Here is a 15,758-nt window from a genome sequence, read left to right on the forward strand (position 1 = left end):
CCACGATGGAGGCCTTGCGCGCCCTCAAACGACGCCTCGCCCGCATCGTCTTCAACCTCCTCCGACCCACCGACCAGACCGCCGCGGCCTCCCTGCCGCAGGCGGCTTGACATAGGAGCAACCCATGTTGAACAACCTGGGAATCACTCAGATCTACGTCCTCGACCAGGACCAGGCGCTCGACTTCTACGTCGGCAAGCTGGGCCTGGAGGTGCACACCGACGCCGACCTCGGGTTCATGCGGTGGCTGACCGTCAACGTCCCCGGCGTCCCCGACCGCGAGATCCTGCTGGAGCGGCCCGGCCCGCCGGCAATGAGCGAGAACACCGCGGCCGAGGTTCGCGAGCTGCTGACCAAGGGCGCCACCGGCGGCACCCTGTTCTTCCGCTGCGACGACGCCTACAAGACCCACGCCGAGCTGAAGGCGAAGGGCGTCGAGCTCCCCGAGGAGCCGACCGACCGCGACTACGGCATCGACTTCGGGCTGCGCGACCCCTTCGGCAACAACATCCGCATCGGGCAGATGAAGCAGCCCTGACCGGCATCCCGCGGGTGGCGGCACCCTTCGCCGGGTGTCACCACCCCTGCGCGGGTCAGCGGCCGCAGCCCTGTACAGTTGCCTCCGGCTCGGACACACCAGACCGGGTCGGCAAGGGGCTGTGGCGCAGCTGGTAGCGCACCACACTGGCAGTGTGGGGGTCAGGGGTTCGAGTCCCCTCAGCTCCACCCATCTGAGCAGGGCTTTCTTCTGTTTGCCCTTCGACCGCTTCCCGTCTGGTTGCAGTTGTGGTTGCAGTTTGCCTGCCCTTACTCGTCAGCAGCAGGGCGCCCATCCGGTCCGCTGCTTCGCGGGCGAGGGCCGGCATGACGTGGCTGTAGATGTCCATCGTGGTGCGCATCTGGCTGTGGCCGAGCAGCTCCATGACGACCCGCGGGTGCACGTTCTCGCTGAGCAGCAGCGTGGCGGCGGTGTGCCGGCCGTCGTGCAGCCGGACGTGGCGGACGCCGGCCCGCTGCAGCAGCCGCGTCCAGTCGTCGTAGTCGGTCTTCTTGTCGATCGGCCGGCCGTTGGGCTGGGCGAAAACCAAATCCTCGTCGTGCCACTCGGAGCCGGCCAGCATCCGCTCGCCCAGCTGGGCGGCCTTGTGCCGGTGCAGCTCGGCGACGAGCGGTAGCGGGAGTGCCAAGGTGCGCTGGCTGCGCTTGCTCTTGGGCTCCTCGTAGATCAGGCCACCGCCGCGGACGCGGTGGATGCTGCGCCGGACCGTGAGGGTGTTGTTGAGCAGGTCGATGTCCTTCCACTGCAGCGCGAGGGCCTCGGACTGGCGCAGGCCGAGGGCCAGGGCGACCGTCCAGCGGGCCGAGTTGCGGACAGACGCGGCGGCCTCCAGGACGGCGCGGGCCTCGTCGAGGTCGAGGGCGGTGGCCAGGTCGCTCTGCCGCTGTGCAGGCGGGTCGACGAGCGCGGCGACGTTGCGTGGGACGTGGCCGCGCTGGACCGCGACCGTGAGGGCCCGGGACAGGATGCGGTGGTGTCGGAGAACGGAAGCGGGGGAGTAGCCGTCGTCGAGCAGGGCGGTGTACAGCTGGTCGAGGTGCTCGGGACGCAACCGGTCGAGGCGGTGCCGGCCGATGCCGGGGATCAGGTGCTTGCGGACGGCCGACTCGTAGCTCTCCAGCGTCCGCTGGCGCACGCGGCGCGGGGCGATGGTGGTCAGCCAGTGCTCGAGCCATGCGCCGACCGTCGGAGCGCTCGTGGTGCTGACAGTCCCGTGGTCGCGCTTGCGCTCAAGGTCTCGGACCTTCGCGACGACGACGCCGCGGTTCTTGCTGCTGACGTGCCGGCGGTCGAGCGTGCCGTCGAGCTTGAAGCCGACGGAGACGTAGCCATGCCAGCGTCCGTCGGCGCCCTTGTAGATCGTCGACTCGCCGTTCGACGCGCGTCCCGCCATCAGCTACCTCTCGGCGCTCTTCCGGAGGCTCAGTCTGGGAGACCGCTCACGCGACGAGTAGGCGCGCTGTGGATTCACGCGGCGTCCGGCGAAGGCTGTGGACGCGATGGGAGAGCCTGGAGCCGGTGCACGTAGCGCTCAACCTCTGCCTGGGGTATCCGACAGCTGCGGCCGATGTGCACGGGACGCAGATCCCCGCTCTTCATGAGTGCGTAGACCGTCGTGCGACCGATGCGGAGGACGTTCGCGGCCTCCTCGGCCGTGAGGAGGAGTCGATCTGCGGCCATGACGTCCCGAAGCGGCTGCGGATCACCCATGTCGGCCTCTCCCAGATCGATCGCGCGTTTCTGCGTGACGGCTGCCCCGCAACGATGGGGCAGCGGCCTTCAGAACACCTCCAGTCCGTCCCCAACCGCACGCGCTCGAGCTTTGAGACGTGCCGACTGGAGGGCTGGGCGGCTGCTTACGGCTACCGCAGAAGTACTGGAGCCTGGTTCAGCGCCGGTGAGGTGCGCTCGTCGCCGGTACCCCTCCAGTACGGGCTCCTGGGCCCGCGCCAGAGCGGGCAGGTCGCGGTCGTAGACCCGTCCGTCGTTCAGTTGGCTGGCGAGTTCGCTGAGCAGCCCCGTCCAGTCGCGGCGGCTGGGCGCGAGAGGCACCTGGACTTCGACGCGCCGCTCGACGAGCTCCACTGCAGTGCCAGGCTAGACAGCCGGAAGAGCGGCTTCTCCCTGGGGACCGTCCCCCGCTGCTGGACTTCGCAACCGTGAGGCGGTTGTTACGCCGGATTGGACCGCCCTTCGGCACCAGCAAAAGAGCTTGTGGGCACCCGGAAGGCGTACACCGCAAGGTGGTTGCTCTAGGAAGCTGATGACGTTCTTGGGTCTGCCACGGGCTTGGCGCGGGCTGCGCCGCGAGGCCTGGATGCATCCTCCGGCACGGTCTCTATTAAGGCGTCAAGACAATGCGAACTTGAGGCATCGAGGAGCCGATGCCGCCACCCCTTGTACCCAACGAGGATGCGCTTGCTGGCGGCAAGACGGCAACAGGAGCCGAGGCAGCACAGCGCCTGCCGCCGCCATGGGGATGGCGCCAGTCGCCCGGCCGACGCAAGTGGTCGTCCTAGGCGTCGAGCACCGGCCTGCTGTACCGACGCAACTAGTAACGCCCCGCATCCCCTCTGTCCGGCAACTGTAGATGAAGGCGATAAGCGTCGAGATGGCCAGTCCAGAACCCGGAAGCCGAGCCCCAGAGGAAGGCGCTATAGCGGCGATACATCTGCCTGCCCCATCGAGCTTCTACGTCAACCCGAGCCTTGTCGAGACGTTGGGCCCACGCCTTGCATGTCAGGTAATAGTTCTCGCGCTCGTCGACGATCGCCTCAATAGAGAAAGGAGAACGAGCTACTTCTCGAAGGAAGCGGTGTAAGATTAGTGGCGACGCGTCGCCGGGGTAAATGTACTTGCTCATGTACGAGGAGACATGGTGCCTCTTGCGCATGGCTAGAGCATCGATATAAATGCGCCCCCCGGGCCGCAGCAGCCGCTGATAACTCCTAAGCGTCGCCGCGTAGTTTGGCAGATGCTCGGTAACACCCATATTGACAATCGCATCGAACCGACGGTCTGGGCGGTAGTCGAAGAGGTGGCGGCGAACGACCGTGGCGGTGCTAAGCGACTCTTGTGCTACCAGGGATCTTAGGTAGTCTGCCGACGCCTGCGATAGTGTCAGCGAAGTTATATGCAGCCCCCTCCGGCTAGCAAACTCAAGGAATGCCCCCCAGCCTCCTCCCACATCTAACACACAATCTCCAGGGTTAACTCTTAGCGAGTCAAGAGCGGTAGTCAGCTTCCGGGACATCGCATCCTCGAGTGACTCTGCCTCCCCAGCAAAGGAGCCTTGTGTATAACATCGATGGCGGCTATCCAAGAAGCTGAGAAAGAAATCCGCATCGTTGTCGTAGTGTGCCGCGATAACCTTCTCGTCCCCACGCAGCCGGCCCTCAGCGATCCTTGGCAGGAACCGCTTCGCCCAGGCAACGGGATGCCTGTCGCTGAAGAAGCCTCTCACCGACATTCCGACAAGGATGTCTCCCTCAATGTCTATGGCGCTCGCCATGAATGCTTCGCCAATTACGAGTCGGTCCTGCGAATCGAGCGCCGCATCTCCAGAGCTATTCCTTGAAACGAGCCTAAAGACGGGACTCGATGGCCCCAGCAGGATCTGGGTCCCATCGAGATACTGGAGAGCGAATGAGACGGCCGGTCGACCCGAAAAGTACTCTTCGTAGCGCCTATGGAGTCGCGTTAGGCGGTCCTTCTGAGGTGGCTTCATTGGGCACCCAGGCGGAGGTTGAAGAAGATCTGAGCCGCCGCCAGGACAATTGGCAAGGCCCCAAATAGGGTAAGGGTGGACCACGAGACGGGGCGAAGGCTGAGCGGTTTAATTCTCACGTTATGACACCGCTCTATCTCGGCTAATAGAGTCGCGGTTTCTGCGATGTGATGGTTCACGTCAAGGCCCTGTGCTTGTATTACGTCTGCGATCCGCGAAGCGCGCCGCCGCCTGACGGTGTCCTGCACGCGGCGGAACACAAGCCATGGGACGAAGACAAAGAGCGGCATCGCAATTGCGTACAGAACTACCAGGCCGAGAATCCACTTGTAGTTGTGTGCACCCAGGTAAACGACAACGTTGATCAACGTAGCGGCCAGTAGAGCGTTTGCCCAGATGACCGTGCGGAAGGTGGCACCCAAAGGGGACCACCCGTATCGACCGTCACGGTTCGTCCAATCTGCGCCGGGCGAGGTCAGATGATGCAGCGCCACAATCACATACACGGCTAGGAATCCGACGACCTGGAAGCTCAGGATGATGAAGATTGCTATGACGGCCAACACGCTGTAGACGACGTGACCCGCAACGTGGTCCGTACCAGCCCACCAGCTACGGTAAGCCTCCTCGAGCCAGGCTTGACGAGCAGCATCACTTAGATCGCTCGGGGCTAGGGACTGAAAGAGGCCCTGTTCTTGGCCAAGCATGAGAAGTCTCGACAACACAACAGCAAGCAGCAGCTTCGCTGCCGAGAGCCAAGGGGCTATAGCTGACAGTTTCTCCATGAGCCGAGTCATGAAGGTGCTGAAGGCGAGTTCTGGATCGTCCCCAGCGAGGCGATCAATACGAAGGGCGCGCGACAAGGGCGAAGATTTAATAGTCTGAGGCGCTACGATCGCCCCATTGTCGGCGAGAGAGGACAGGCAGCGAGACATCATCGCCCATTGATGGTGTAACAGAAGGAGCCCGGCCGCTATAGTCGCCGCTTGAAACCAACTGTAGGTATCACGTAGCAGCGGAAAGCTCGGCGGGGAGGCGTCCTCGACTTCTAATCCCAGCACTCTTGCGGCGTCCTGAACCGGTCGTACGTCGCTGATGGAACCGAAAGTCCCGTCTATGACCGTGGCCGCGATGATAGCGATGGCCATAGTGACGGGGAACCACAACAGTGCCGAGGTGTGCCGCCGCTCGAAGCCTTTGAGAATGAACGTAAAAGCGAATGGATCGAAGTCGACGGTGCGAAGCGTTGAGGAGTTCTTCATGCCCGGTGAGAGGACTGGATGAAGTCCGCCACGGCGCCAGGCTTTTCGATCCAGGGCCAATGCCCGCAGTCAGGAATGGATCGTTCGCGGTCTAGTCTGACTGTTGACCGAAGCAGGTCTATGTCTTCCCTTGATATGAGCCTATCTCGCTCGCCCCACAACAAGTCAACGGGTTGAGGGATGTCGCGAATTATCTCACGATGGGGGATTCGGGCGGCATCGCGCAGAACACGTAGTGCCGATGGACTGCCGGTATGCGCCAGAGTCTCCAGGATATCGCCACTCTTCAAGGCAGCCGGCTCGGCCACGAAAGGCCATAGCGATAATTGTCTGAGGCGGGGCGACGCTGCCAGCGCGTGCAGAAGGCTCGGTGGCACGGGGCTCATCCCGGCAAAGAAGGCAGCCCCTACAGAGAAGCCCAGTCGGGGGTGGGATAGCGCCCGGATCGGGCACTGTGCCAACTCGGATGCGCTGTCAAGTGCCCCGCTTACCAAGATCACTCGCGTGAAGACGGCTGGCATTTCGGCGGCTAATCTGCCTGCTATTACGCAACCGATCGAGTGTGATACCAAAACGCAATTGCGCACTTCCTCGTGCTCGCAGAAGTCGACCAGCTTGCCAACGGCGTCGTCGATCGTGAACTGTGCGTCCGCGGTCGATGCCCCTGCACCAAATCCGGGAATGTCGAGGGCCAGGACCGGGATCGATTCATCCATCTGACGAATGACAAGCTTCCATTGGTCCAGCGAGCCAGCTAGGCCGTGAAGAAAGAGATGGGTCGGATGGCCCTTCTGCCCAATGTCCGCCGGTCGGCGATCGAAGTAACGGATACCACGCCAGTACGCCTCGGCGTCTACCTTAGTCACCCTCGCCGCTCCTCTTGACGCGAGCGCATGTAGCTACAAGCCGGGGAATGATCCTCATGGGGTGGGACGTCTGCCGAAAGGCGCAGCCATGGTCCCTTCGGCTCCTGATCAGCGTGTGATGGCTGGGTCTGCTGCGCCTCAGCTCACGCCTCCACTTTGACTCGTGATCGCTCGTAATCATTCGTCCCCGCCCCGGCCCCGAAGTCGACACCCTGCTCAACTTATGCCAAGCGGACCTTTGGAGGTAGAGGTGCGCGCGACGGTGACCCTCTCGAGGAGCTCAAGTCATGACGAGCCGCGCTCTGCGATGTCGTGGGTGTCGACGGCGCCTGAAAACTGACCCCCTCGCGACGGGCGGGTTCCACGGCTTGTCGCAACACTCCTGGTAGGCGAGGGGTGTGCGAGTGGGACGGCGAGGCCGCAACTGCAACTTGATCTCGAGTCCGAGTACTGGAAGCTGCTGCAGGCCGGCGTCGGCACGGTCGCCGCCTGCAAGCTGCTGGGCATCGGCCGCAAGACCGGCTACCGATGGCGAGCAGAGAACGGCGGCCTACCACCGGGCCGGCTGGCCGAGTCGGCACGCTCCGGGCGCTACCTGTCCCTGCTGGAACGACAACGGATCGCCACCCTGCGCGATCGAAAGCTCGGCGTCCGCGAGATCGCCCGTCGGCTGGGACGATCCCCGTCGACGATCAGCCGGGAGCTGCGCCGCCATCTCCGGCCGCACGACCTGAACCGCCCCGGGTTCAATGGAGGCTCGGTTCTGCCGCCTTGAGGGTGTCGAGGGCGGCGTTCTGACGGTAGTGCTGCTGCTCGTACTCGACCGGTGGGATGTCGCCGCAGGCGCCATGCAGGCGGCGGTGGCTGAACCAGTGGACGTACTCCAGGGTGGCCAGTTCGACGTCGTCGAGGCCGCGCCAGGGCCCGCGACGACGGATGAGCTCGGTCTTGTAGAGGCCGATGAGGGACTCGGCGGCGGCGTTGTTGTAGGAGTCGCCCTTGCTGCCCACCGACCGGACAGCGCCGGCGGCGTCGAGGCGTTCGGTGTAGCGGATCGCGAGGTACTGCACGCCGCGGTCCGAGTGGTGCACCAGGCCACTGACCTCCCGCTCATCGCGGGCTCGGGTCCACAGGCCCTGCTCGAGGGCGTCGAGGGCCAGATCGGTGCGCAGTGATGTGGAGGCTCGCCAGCCGACGATGCGGCGGGAGAACACGTCCATGACGAAGGCGACGTAGACGAAGCCGGACCAGGTGGCCACGTAGGTCAGGTCGGCCACCCATAACCGGTTCGGCGCCGACGCGGTGAAGTCGCGTTCGACCAGGTCTCCGGGGCGGGCGGCCACGTCGGCGGGCACGGTGGTGCGCTTGATCTTGCCGCGCACCGCGCCAACCAGGCCGAGTTCGCGCATGAGCCGCTCCATCCGGCAGCGGGCGACGGGGACGCCCTCGCGGTTCAGCGCCCGCCAGACCTTGCGGGCGCCGTAGACGCCGAGGTTGGCCTCGTGCACCCGGATCTCGGCCTTGAGCTGGTCGTCGCGGACCGCCCGCGTCGAGGGCGGTCGGGTCCGTGCGGCGTAGTAGGTGCTCGGAGCGATCTTGGCGCCCGCCTCGGTGAGCGCGCGGCAGATCGGCTCGACTCCGAACTGCTGGTCGATGTAGTCGATCAGCGCAGGGATGGCCGGTCGAGCTCGGCCGCGAAGAAAGCCGACGCGCTCTTGAGGATCGCGTTCGCCCGGCGCAACTCGCGGTTCTCCCGTTCCAGCTCGGCCAGCCGCGCCCCCTCATCGGTGGTCAGACCCGGCACGGCGCCGGCATCCACGCGCGCCTGCTGCACCCAGTTCCGCGGCGAATCCGGCACGATCCCCAGCTGCTCGCCCACCCGGTTGCACGCCGCCTTGACGCTCAGCTTCTCCGACCCCTCCACCAGATCGAGCGCGAGCCACATCGCCCGCTCACGCAGCTCGTCGGGGTACTTCCTCGGTGCCGCCATGACTTCCATCCTTCGGGGGTTGGAAGCCTCCATCAATCCGGGGGCGGTTCAGTGTGTCACGTCGCGGAGGGTGCTCAGAGCGGTTGCGGCCACCCAATGCCGGTACGGAGTCGGCAGACGCCCACGGCGAGCGGTACGACCGAGAACCCAAACCCGTAGCTCTGTGCGGCCGTCACCTACGTGCACCGCTACCGGGCTGCCCCCGGTAGTCGATCGCCAACGGTAGAAGCGGCGCTGCCGCGATCCCGATTTCTTACCGTGGTCAGCGCTGGCTGCTTCATGTCTGCCTCAGACGGCGAGGAGGCCATGGTGCTGCAATGCTTCGACCAGGGCTCGGGTCTAGCGGTCCTCTCGGCAGTGTCGCCGCAGGCCCGCGATCCTTGGCTCAGGGGCGATGGTCGCGCCCGGGAAGAGGGGTAACGCCGTGCGCCTGACCAAGCCGGTAGTCGAGATGCTCATGAAACTCAACGACGGTGTTGAGGCGAGCAGCTACTTCCAGGGCAAGAACTTCCGAGAGGAGCGCCGATACCGCATCTCCGATGGGGAGTTGCGCTACCGATCCATCGGCAAAACCTCTTGGGCGGACAGTCGCTTCGACCAGGAGCACCTTGCCGACAAGGACCAGACCCTGCGGTTCCTGCGGAAGTTCATTGACCGGCTGAAGACCAACTGAAGGCGGTCGAATGATGCCCTGACTTCATTGGTGTGCTGGCGTGAGGGGAGTTGGCGGATCGGGAGTTGGCGTCGAAGTCGAGACGCGCCGGTTGCCGATCCCACTTCGGGACAGGACTGCTCAGCCCGGCAAGTATGGACTGCAAATACTTGGCCGCACGTTGGCCTCACGCGTTGTGCAGGCCGAAGGCGCGATGCGAGACCCATCGCGACACGAACCCGGAGTCGAAGTTCCAGGGCACCGCGCTGGTGGGAGCCTTTGGCTAGCCCATGAGAATGTGCAGGGTGGACTCTGCGCCGAAGGAGGCGAGATGGGAGCCATGGGCAAGGGCGCGACCGTGAAATTCTTCGACGACCACAAGGGGTTCGGATTCGTAGAAGTCCCGGGCCTCGGGGATGCATATGTCCACCGCTCGGTCCTGCCAGGGGAGGGGTACCGAACCCTAGTCTCAGGTGAACCGATCCTCGTGGACGTTACAGAGGGAGAACGGGGCTTGCAGGTGGCCGCCGTTCACCCGCCACCACAGCGCCGCTCAGGGAGCGTGGCTTCGTTCGATTTCGCTCGCGGATTCGGCAAGATTGCCGACACCGAGGCGCGCGACGAGGTGTTCGTGCACTACAGCAACATCCTTAGCGCGGGTGGAAAAGCCGAACTCGTCGTAGGGGAGCCGGTCGAGTTCTTCCGCAAGCCGACTGAGCGCGGTGACCAGGCGATCTACGTTAAGCGCCTCGATGCCCGCCACCCCTGGGACCGGTTCGCCTTCGTCCCGTCGGAGGCGTACCAGCGACTTGCCGGTCTGGCCGAGCCCGAAGACTGGACCCTGGAGGCAGAGGACTCAATGGCCACCTCAGGCCGGCTCCCGATTCTTGAAAGTTACGTCCGTTACACGTTCGCCAGAGTGGAGGAGCAGGGCAAGGTCGCGGAGGGCGTGAGGACCGACGGCAGCCGGGTCTCGGCGTTCAATACTGGTTTGGTGACCCCAAACCAGGAGGAGATCTACGGCTTTTTCGCCGAGGCGGCGCGGGACGAGTCCCACGAGTGGAGGTTCGTCGACTGGACGAAGGCCAGCGACAACCGGATCTCAGGAGCCTTCGAGATCCGTCCCGCCCTCGCCCAGTATTGGGAGGACCCCGAGGCCCTCTTTTATGACGTGCGACGGCCGCTGATCCTCGATTGGGACCACTTCGTAGAGGACAACATTCACCGCTATCCCGAGGGATTCCGCGACAACCCGCCGCTCGCTCGCGCGGCGACCATGGCGGCTGTCGAGACCGCGAAGCAACGGGTCGCCCGAAACTACAAGACCGCCGTCCCTCAGTTCCATCGTGGGGAGGTGCAGTTGCTGCTGCCGTTGAGCATCGACGGTTCGGGGCGGGCGCAACTGGCGTTGGTAGTGCGTCGGGTTGGAAGCGAGTACGTCGGGGAGACCGTACTGCCGCTCCACATGGCCATCAAGAACGCGCGGCTGCTCGCGCGCCCCGACCGGGACTGGCTGCAGCCCTAGCTGCACGATTGTCGAGTCTCTTGCTCCGTCCTGGTCACGGATGGTCCTGTCGGACTGGCCGCTCCCCGGTCGCCCGGCGCCAGCTGACGCACGACAGTTCGTTCTGCGGCGGGTCCGGACTGTCGGGCGCCTCCGTTAGCGTCTCGATAGGTAGCTGCGACTGAGGGCGGCGATGTGGGTACAGGCGAGGGTGACGCCGGGGACGGGGTGGTCAATCCGCGCCTGAGCGACGTCTTCGGGCTCGTCATCCGGCAGGACGAGGTCGACTTCGTGATACCACACCTTCGCGAGGACCTCCCTCACAGCCTTCCGGTACTGGGGCTTCCGGTACTGGGGCCCGCGCCTGGCGCGTTTCTCGTTCGTCCTGTCCCCGCTGGCGGTGAGCGAGGAGCCGGTTCGCTCGCCCGCTCCGACCTGATGCGCTGAGCCGCGCGGTCGTGCCCAAGTACACGCAGAGGGATCACCTGTCACCTACCGGTGTGAGCACCCGATCGTCACCTTGGCCCGGCCCGGGTGTCCCAGAACGTCACTAATCGGACAAGCGCGAAGATCGAGGGTCGCCCGCGCTTCCTACGAGCGGCCTCGTAGCCAGTGGCGCAGATTCGTCGCGCGCTGCTCCAGCTGTCGCCGTTGTCCAGGCACAGGCAGCGTGTCGTTGGCGACGAGGGGCAGCTGAGTTCCGTCCTTGAGGAGTAGTTCGAGTCGCCGCCCGGGCCCGATCCCGCCTTGGCGGCGCAGCATCACTCGGTCGACGTCTGAGCGCGAGCCGTCAGCGCGCGCTCGGACGCGGGTGCAACCGTTCGCGATCACGGATCCGAGGGCGCCGACAGCGAGGGCCAGTAGGGCGAGCGCTAGCAAGACCGCAAAGGGGACGGTAGGGACAAGGAGCACGAGGAGGAGGGCCGCGACCGGGCCGGCGAGCTCCCCAGCGCGTTGCCCATCCGGTCGCCGGTACACGGCGATCAGCGGCCTGGGCGGTAGGCGTCCCGGCGGTGTGCGATGTCGACGACCGTCACCGTCCGCCTGCCGCCGTCGATCCGGTAGATGACCCGGTAGGTGCCGCGCCGCGCGCTGCGCCGGTCCTCCAGGGGTGGGCGCAGTGGCTTGCCGACGCGGTGGGGGTCGGCGAGCAGCGGCCCGGTGATGAACTCGTACGCAGCTGCGGCGACCGCCTCTGGCAGATTCTCGGTGAGCTGGGGACTGGCGGGTGGTGGCGAGGACATCGGGGGGCGGAACCCGGTCACGGCCGGGAGGCGAGGCGGCGCTGCATGGCGGCCGCGAGCTCCTCACTCGTCTCCGTCTCTCCACGAGCCACCTCGGCGTCCGAGGAACGCAGCCGTCGCATCGCGTCCGCGTCGGCCAGGATCTCGATCGTCTCTTCCAGCGATTCGAGGTCCTCCGTCGCCAGGAGCGCGGCGGAGGGACGGCCGCGCACCGTCACGTAGACCCGCTCGTGCTCGCCACTGACCCGGGCCACGAGGTCGGAGAGGCGGGCTTTCGCGTCGGTCAACGACACCGTCGTCATGGTCAGAGCATGACCACATGACCTTGCGCCCTCCAACCCCGCGCTGACCCTGGTCCCCGTGCCGGGGGACCTTCGGGTCTGGGAACGGGTCCTCGAGGTCCCGTTGACTCAGGCCCATGAGGTGGAACCCGTGCTGATGTCGCGCGCGACCAGGTTGGCACTGCTCGTCGCGGCGGTGCTCGTGCTGGCCTCGTGCGCCGCCGGCCCCAACGACGTCGTCCAGGCCGGCGCCGACCAGGCCGGGTTCTGGCTGGGCCTCTGGCACGGGATCATCGCGCCCATCACGTTCCTGATCTCGCTGTTCACCGACGGGGTGAACGTCTACGAGGTGCACAACAACGGGAACTGGTACGACTTCGGCTTCGTGCTGGGCCTCTCGATGGCCTTCGGGGGCTCGGCGAAGTCCGGATCGGCCGCCGCGAGGCGAGGCAAGTCTCGGGCCGACGCGTCCTGAGGCATGGTTGCCTCATGGCAACCGAATCGTTCGCTCGCCTCAAGGGTTCACCCGTACGTGCCGATGCATCTGTGAACGACCGCAACGGTGCGCGCAAGGGGGAACGGTGATCGTCAAGGCCAGGCTCGGGTCACCCGCGGGTGACGGGGAGGTGGCTGCCGAGATCGCGCAGGTGCTCGACCGGCGGGGTTCCCTCAAGCACCCTCCGGTTTCGCTGGCCGTCTCCGACGGCGTCGCCGTCGCCATCGCGGGGCTCTTCCGCAACGCCGCGCCGTCGGGCGAGGTGCTCGGCAACTTCTACCGGACGGGCTCGGCCGACAGCACGGAGCTGATCGAGGCCGCCCAGCTGGAACAGGGCTTCGTCGGGCCCGAGGGGCACGCCGCGCTGTACTGCCTGATCGGCTGGGTGCGGGCCCAGGTGCACGCCAAGTCCGCGTAGCAACCACGTCGGACCCGCACCCTCACCGGCTGAGCAGGCGCCCCGCCGGCACGATCTGCTTGGCCGTGCCCGGCCCGCTCCACGACAACCGTGCGATCGCTGCCGCCGTGCGCTCGACGTACTCGATCCGGATCTCGTAGCTGCGGTTCGCGCTCAGCGCGATGCTGCCGCGTGCCTCGCGCAGGGCGTGCGGCGTCCAGTCGTCGACGACCAGCCGCCCGTCGACCCACACGCGGATCGCGTCGTCGCTGGAGGCGTAGAACGTCCACGTGCCGTCGGCGGGCGGCAGGATCCGCCCGGTCCAGCGCACGCTGAACGTGTCCGGGGCGACGCTCGACACCGGCCGGCCGGTGCCCCAGCCGAAGTTCACCGTCTGATCGGCACGCACCGCCCGCTGCGTGGTCAGCGTCGCCGTGTCGAAGTACGTGCCGGTGAGCCCCCGCGGAGCCGTCGCCGGGACGACGACCGCAGCCGTGCTCCCGGGCGACTCGTTGCCGGCGTCGTCGACGGCGGTGACGACGTAGGTGTGCGGCCCGGCCGCGACCCCGCTGTCGGTCGTCGCCAGCCCGGTCACCGTGCGCAGGACGACGTCGTCGCGGGCGATCCGGTAGCCGACCACGCCGACGTCGTCGGTCGCCGCCGCCCAGCGCAGCGTCACCTGCGTCGCGCTGTCCAGCCGCGCGGTGACCGGCCCCGGCGGGCTCGGCGGAGTCGTGTCGGGGGGCGGGGCAGGCGTCGTCACCTCCAGGGCGACGGCGTTGCCGCTGACGTTCCCGGCGGCGTCGACGGCCCGCACCGTGAAGACGTAGCCCGTCGCACCCCGGACGGTCGTGTCGGTCCACGCCGGCCCGGTCGGCTCGCCGATCACCTCCCCGTCGCGCAGGACGACGTAGGAGGCGTCGTCCGCGGCGGCCGTCCAGCCGAGGCTGACCCGGTCCGCGGCCAGTTCCGTCGCCTGCAGGTCCAGCGGACTCGCCGGAGGGGTGACGTCGAGACCGTCGAAGCTCGCGAAGTAGGCGCGCAGCACCTGTCCCGAGCCGCCGACCGCGCTGCCGCACTCGGACGGCGTCCAGGTCCAGTCGGCGATCGTCGTCCCCGGGACGTCGAAGGCGTGGCCGAAGACGCCGATGTGGTGCCGCCGCAGGTAGTCGAGGAGATCGGGGGCCATCTGCTGCTGGGCCTGGCCGCACACGCCGCGCAGGTAGTTCCACTCGGTCGCCAGGAGCGGGACCTCGGCGGCGGCGTCCCCGTATTGCTCGTCCCACCAGGACGGCCCGCGGATGAAGTAGTAGGGATGGATGCCGTAGGCCAGGGTGCCCAGTGGATCGACCAGGCGCGGCATGCCGGTGGTGCGCTCGCCGAGCCGCGCCGCGTCGGCGATGAGCAGGTTGGTGGCCCCCAGCCCCCGCACGTGGTCGACGAGGGCCTGGTGCCCGACGGCGACGTCCCCGAGATTGGCGTCGGGGGTGCTGCCGCCGGACAGCCACTGGGCCCAGCCGGCCGCGTCGTCCTCGTTGCGCGGCTCGTTGAACAGCTCGAACGCGACGAGGGGGTCGGCCATCAGCGCCGGCGCGAGCGCGCTCCACGCGTCGACGGTGGCGGCCGACGGCAGCGGGTGCACGTCGCCGCAGCCGTAGTACTGGTCCTGCATCGAGACGATCACCACGAAGCCGGCGGCCCGGGCCACGCCGACCCGCTCCACCACCGACGCGAGGTAGACGGCGCGGTCCTCGGCCGGGATGTCCGGGTCGGCCAGGCCGCGCTGGCTGACCTGGAAGCGCAGGGTGTCGGCGGACCAGGCCGCGGCCGCGGCCAGCTCCTCCGGCCCGAAGTGCTCCCGGGCGGCGATGCCGGTCGTCCGCGGGCACCAGTCCGGCGTGAGCAGGCCGATCATGTTGAACCCGCGGGGCAGGAACGGCTCCCCGTCGCGCAGCAGCAGGTTGCCGCTGACGCCGAGCCCCGCCGCGGGCCCGGCCGGGAGCTCGGTCACGGACTCGGTGACGGGTTCCGTGACGGGGTCGATCACGGGTTCGGCCGCCGCCGGGGTGCCGCCGAGCCGTGTTGCGACCAGCAGCGAGGCCACGAGCAGCGATCCGACGAGCAAGGCCCCGACGAGCAGGAGGACGGCGGAGACGCGGGAGCGCAGCGCACGACGGCCCGGCCTGGCTGCGCTCATCGGTCGCTCCCCTCGAGCGTTGGGGCGCATCCTGGCACCGACCGGTTCGGCGGGAGAAGGGTCTTGGCGCGCTGCCCGGCAGCGACTGCATGGGGCGCATCCGCACGCCTGCGGTGAGTGAGGGAAACGCGCGGCGCTGCCCGCCGGGTGCGAACTGCTTGCGGAGCCGCGGAGCCCTCGGGAGGGTGCGGTACGCACGGGGGCCGGTATCGCGAGCCGATCGGATGACCCCATGGCCAAGTCGAAGAACGCGAAGGCCTCGCCGGACACGCGAGGGTCGGAGAAGCTGATCCGCAGGTCCCTCGAGGAGCCCGTCGTCAGCCTCGACAAGGAGGACTTCGAGCGGTTCATCGCGCTCGTCGAGCAGGACGGCATCGAGCTGGTCGACTGGACGACGAAGGGCATCCCGGTGCCCGACGTGCTGCACGGCGTCCTGCAGGTCCGCCCGGAGGCCGCCCAGCTGGTCCTCGAGCACTTCGTGAAGGCCAACAAGTGGTACTGGCACGACTGGTTCCCGCTCGGGATCATCGACCCCGACCGCTTCCTGGTCAGCTTCGGCAACCACTACGAACTGCACTGAGCC

The 15,758-nt window shown here is 67.0% G+C and carries 14 protein-coding genes, 1 tRNA gene and 2 pseudogenes; 8 read left to right on the top strand and 9 right to left on the bottom strand.

Annotation, left to right across the window (positions count from 1 at the left end):
* Window positions 1-124: 124 nt before the first annotated feature.
* The gene (locus tag ABD644_RS18710; RefSeq protein ID WP_344690548.1) at window positions 125-538 is read left to right on the top strand and encodes a VOC family protein; all 414 of its coding nucleotides are present in this window, start codon (window positions 125-127) and stop codon (window positions 536-538) included.
* Between the two features lie 115 nt (window positions 539-653).
* A tRNA-Ala gene (locus ABD644_RS18715) sits at window positions 654-726 on the top strand.
* A 200-nt stretch (window positions 727-926) separates the two neighbouring features.
* Here the strand turns inward: ABD644_RS18715 and ABD644_RS22755 are convergent.
* The 5 genes and pseudogenes from ABD644_RS22755 to ABD644_RS18740 form a co-directional block, all read right to left on the bottom strand.
* A pseudogene (locus ABD644_RS22755) lies at window positions 927-1,952 on the bottom strand (site-specific integrase); the annotation flags it as partial.
* A gap of 74 nt (window positions 1,953-2,026) precedes the next feature.
* Entirely contained in the window at window positions 2,027-2,269 is a 243-nt protein-coding gene (locus tag ABD644_RS22760) for a helix-turn-helix domain-containing protein (RefSeq protein ID WP_425547477.1), read from the bottom strand.
* Between the two features lie 841 nt (window positions 2,270-3,110).
* On the bottom strand, window positions 3,111-4,286 hold the full coding sequence (locus tag ABD644_RS18730) for an SAM-dependent methyltransferase (RefSeq protein ID WP_344690551.1): 1,176 nt from the start codon (window positions 4,284-4,286) through the stop codon (window positions 3,111-3,113).
* Window positions 4,283-5,548: a hypothetical protein gene (locus ABD644_RS18735; RefSeq protein ID WP_344690552.1), complete on the bottom strand. Its 1,266-nt coding sequence runs from the start codon at window positions 5,546-5,548 to the stop codon at window positions 4,283-4,285. Before ABD644_RS18735 ends, ABD644_RS18730 begins: the two co-directional genes overlap by 4 nt.
* The gene (locus ABD644_RS18740) at window positions 5,545-6,414 is read right to left on the bottom strand and encodes an alpha/beta fold hydrolase (protein WP_344690553.1); all 870 of its coding nucleotides are present in this window, start codon (window positions 6,412-6,414) and stop codon (window positions 5,545-5,547) included. The genes ABD644_RS18735 and ABD644_RS18740 overlap by 4 nt, the downstream gene beginning before the upstream one ends.
* Window positions 6,415-6,997: 583 nt before the next feature.
* Between ABD644_RS18740 and ABD644_RS18745 the strand changes: the two are divergent.
* Window positions 6,998-7,129 (top strand): annotated as a pseudogene (locus tag ABD644_RS18745) (helix-turn-helix domain-containing protein); the annotation flags it as partial.
* A gap of 31 nt (window positions 7,130-7,160) precedes the next feature.
* Here ABD644_RS18745 and ABD644_RS18750 read toward each other — a convergent pair.
* A protein-coding gene (locus ABD644_RS18750) for an IS3 family transposase (protein ID WP_344690554.1) occupies window positions 7,161-8,404 on the bottom strand; the annotation gives its coding sequence in 2 pieces (ribosomal slippage) (window positions 7,161-8,119 and window positions 8,119-8,404; 1,245 coding nt in all).
* A 424-nt stretch (window positions 8,405-8,828) separates the two neighbouring features.
* On the opposite strand from ABD644_RS18750, the gene ABD644_RS18755 reads away from it, so the two are divergent.
* Window positions 8,829-9,077 carry a hypothetical protein gene (locus ABD644_RS18755; protein WP_344690555.1) on the top strand — a complete coding sequence of 83 codons (249 nt, stop codon included), beginning with the start codon at window positions 8,829-8,831 and terminating at the stop codon, window positions 9,075-9,077.
* 310 nt (window positions 9,078-9,387) lie between these two features.
* On the top strand, window positions 9,388-10,581 hold the full coding sequence (locus ABD644_RS18760) for a DUF3825 domain-containing protein (RefSeq protein WP_344690556.1): 1,194 nt from the start codon (window positions 9,388-9,390) through the stop codon (window positions 10,579-10,581).
* A gap of 962 nt (window positions 10,582-11,543) precedes the next feature.
* Here the strand turns inward: ABD644_RS18760 and ABD644_RS18765 are convergent.
* Both ABD644_RS18765 and ABD644_RS18770 read right to left on the bottom strand, forming a co-directional pair.
* A complete protein-coding gene (locus ABD644_RS18765; protein WP_344690557.1) occupies window positions 11,544-11,825 on the bottom strand; it encodes a type II toxin-antitoxin system RelE family toxin in 282 nt (93 codons plus the stop codon).
* Window positions 11,822-12,106: a type II toxin-antitoxin system Phd/YefM family antitoxin gene (locus ABD644_RS18770; protein WP_344690558.1), complete on the bottom strand. Its 285-nt coding sequence runs from the start codon at window positions 12,104-12,106 to the stop codon at window positions 11,822-11,824. Before ABD644_RS18770 ends, ABD644_RS18765 begins: the two co-directional genes overlap by 4 nt.
* A gap of 130 nt (window positions 12,107-12,236) precedes the next feature.
* Here ABD644_RS18770 and ABD644_RS18775 point away from each other — a divergent pair, with 130 nt between their 5' ends.
* Entirely contained in the window at window positions 12,237-12,560 is a 324-nt protein-coding gene (locus ABD644_RS18775; RefSeq protein ID WP_344690559.1) for a hypothetical protein, read from the top strand.
* Between the two features lie 151 nt (window positions 12,561-12,711).
* The gene (locus ABD644_RS18780) at window positions 12,712-12,999 is read left to right on the top strand and encodes a hypothetical protein (RefSeq protein WP_344690560.1); all 288 of its coding nucleotides are present in this window, start codon (window positions 12,712-12,714) and stop codon (window positions 12,997-12,999) included.
* Window positions 13,000-13,021: 22 nt separating this feature from the next.
* Here the strand turns inward: ABD644_RS18780 and ABD644_RS18785 are convergent, their stop codons facing one another.
* The gene (locus ABD644_RS18785) at window positions 13,022-15,175 is read right to left on the bottom strand and encodes a PA14 domain-containing protein (RefSeq protein ID WP_344690561.1); all 2,154 of its coding nucleotides are present in this window, start codon (window positions 15,173-15,175) and stop codon (window positions 13,022-13,024) included.
* A gap of 232 nt (window positions 15,176-15,407) precedes the next feature.
* Here ABD644_RS18785 and ABD644_RS18790 point away from each other — a divergent pair, with 232 nt between their 5' ends.
* The gene (locus tag ABD644_RS18790) at window positions 15,408-15,755 is read left to right on the top strand and encodes a hypothetical protein (protein ID WP_344690562.1); all 348 of its coding nucleotides are present in this window, start codon (window positions 15,408-15,410) and stop codon (window positions 15,753-15,755) included.
* Window positions 15,756-15,758 lie beyond the last annotated feature (3 nt).

Source organism: Blastococcus jejuensis (genome assembly GCF_039534705.1).
GTDB classification, from domain to species: Bacteria; Actinomycetota; Actinomycetes; order Mycobacteriales; family Geodermatophilaceae; genus Blastococcus_B; species Blastococcus_B jejuensis.